Annotated in this window: 2 rRNA genes; both read left to right on the top strand. The window is 52.0% G+C overall.

Annotation, left to right across the window (positions count from 1 at the left end):
- Window positions 1-2,356: ribosomal RNA gene (locus JEP36_RS17585) — 23S ribosomal RNA — on the top strand; the annotation flags it as partial.
- A gap of 117 nt (window positions 2,357-2,473) precedes the next feature.
- Window positions 2,474-2,570 (top strand): 5S ribosomal RNA (rrf, locus tag JEP36_RS17590); the annotation flags it as partial.

The raw sequence follows: 2,570 nt of genomic DNA on the forward strand, positions 1-2,570 counted from the left end.
GGGTGACTGCGTACCTTTTGTATAATGGGTCAGCGACTTATATTCTGTAGCAAGGTTAACCGAATAGGGGAGCCGTAGGGAAACCGAGTCTTAACTGGGCGAATGAGTTGCAGGGTATAGACCCGAAACCCGGTGATCTATCCATGGGCAGGTTGAAGGTTGGGTAACACTAACTGGAGGACCGAACCGACTAATGTTGAAAAATTAGCGGATGACTTGTGGATGGGGGTGAAAGGCCAATCAAACCGGGAGATAGCTGGTTCTCCCCGAAAGCTATTTAGGTAGCGCCTCGTGAATTCATCTTCGGGGGTAGAGCACTGTTTCGACTAGGGGGTCATCCCGACTTACCAACTCGATGCAAACTGCGAATACCGAAGAATGTTATCACGGGAGACACACGGCGGGTGCTAACGTCCGTCGTGAAGAGGGAAACAACCCAGACCGCCAGCTAAGGTCCCAAAGTCATGGTTAAGTGGGAAACGAAGTGGGAAGGCTCAGACAGCCAGGATGTTGGCTTAGAAGCAGCCATCATTTAAAGAAAGCGTAATAGCTCACTGGTCGAGTCGGCCCGCGCGGAAGATGTAACGGGGCTAAACCATGCACCGAAGCTGCGGCAGCGACACTTAGGTGTTGTTGGGTAGGGGAGCGTTCTGTAAGCCTGCGAAGGTGTACTGTGAGGTATGCTGGAGGTATCAGAAGTGCGAATGCTGACATAAGTAACGATAATGCGGGTGAAAAACCCGCACGCCGGAAGACCAAGGGTTCCTGTCCAACGTTAATCGGGGCAGGGTGAGTCGACCCCTAAGGCGAGGCTGAAAAGCGTAGTCGATGGGAAACGGGTTAATATTCCCGTACTGGTGGTAACTGCGATGGGGGAACGGAGAAGGCTAGGTTGTCCGGGCGACGGTCGTCCCGGTTCAAGCATGTAGGCAGAGTGATTAGGCAAATCCGGTCACTTAATGCTGAGGTGTGATGACGAGCCACTAAGGTGGTGAAGCAATTGATGCCCTGCTTCCAGGAAAAGCCTCTAAGCTTCAGGTTACCAACAATCGTACCCCAAACCGACACAGGTGGTCAGGTAGAGAATACTCAGGCGCTTGAGAGAACTCGGGTGAAGGAACTAGGCAAAATGGTGCCGTAACTTCGGGAGAAGGCACGCTGGCGGTAAGTGAAGTCCCTCGCGGACGGAGCCGAAGCCAGTCGAAGATACCAGCTGGCTGCAACTGTTTATTAAAAACACAGCACTGTGCAAACACGAAAGTGGACGTATACGGTGTGACGCCTGCCCGGTGCTGGAAGGTTAATTGATGGGGTTATCCTTAGGGAGAAGCTCTTGATCGAAGCCCCAGTAAACGGCGGCCGTAACTATAACGGTCCTAAGGTAGCGAAATTCCTTGTCGGGTAAGTTCCGACCTGCACGAATGGCGTAATGATGGCCAGGCTGTCTCCACCCGAGACTCAGTGAAATTGAACTCGCTGTGAAGATGCAGTGTACCCGCGGCAAGACGGAAAGACCCCGTGAACCTTTACTATAGCTTGACACTGAACATTGAGCCTTGATGTGTAGGATAGGTGGGAGACTAAGAAGTGTGGACGCCAGTCTGCATGGAGTCAACCTTGAAATACCACCCTTTAACGTTTGATGTTCTAACCTAGGCCCGTAATCCGGGTCGGGGACCGTGTCTGGTGGGTAGTTTGACTGGGGCGGTCTCCTCCTAAAGAGTAACGGAGGAGCACGAAGGTTGGCTAAGCATGGTCGGACATCATGCGGTTAGTGCAAAGGCATAAGCCAGCTTGACTGTGAGAGTGACGGCTCGAGCAGGTACGAAAGTAGGTCTTAGTGATCCGGTGGTTCTGAATGGAAGGGCCATCGCTCAACGGATAAAAGGTACTCCGGGGATAACAGGCTGATACCGCCCAAGAGTTCATATCGACGGCGGTGTTTGGCACCTCGATGTCGGCTCATCACATCCTGGGGCTGAAGTAGGTCCCAAGGGTATGGCTGTTCGCCATTTAAAGTGGTACGCGAGCTGGGTTTAGAACGTCGTGAGACAGTTCGGTCCCTATCTGCCGTGGGCGTTGGAAGATTGAGAGGGGTTGCTCCTAGTACGAGAGGACCGGAGTGAACGCACCACTGGTGTTCGGGTTGTCATGCCAATGGCATTGCCCGGTAGCTAAGTGCGGAAGAGATAACCGCTGAAAGCATCTAAGCGGGAAACTTGCCTCGAGATGAGTCTTCCCTGTCACCTAGAGTGACCTAAAGGAACGTTTAAGACTAAGACGTTGATAGGCTGGGTGTGTAAGCGTAGCGATACGTTGAGCTAACCAGTACTAATGAACCGTGAGGCTTAACCTGACAACACCGAAGGTGTTTTGTCTGAGAGACTAACATCGATGAAGTAAGCTTGTTTAAGATTGAATATTGCTGGTTACTGAAAAAGAAACAACAGTAACGGGTAATAAACCGAATTTGCTTGGCGGCCATAGCGCAGCGGACCCACCTGAATCCATGCCGAACTCAGAAGTGAAACGTTGTAGCGCCGATGGTAGTGTGGGGTCTCCCCATGTGA

This window comes from Proteus sp. PR00208 (assembly GCF_016238545.1).
Classification (GTDB): Bacteria; Pseudomonadota; Gammaproteobacteria; order Enterobacterales; family Enterobacteriaceae; genus Proteus.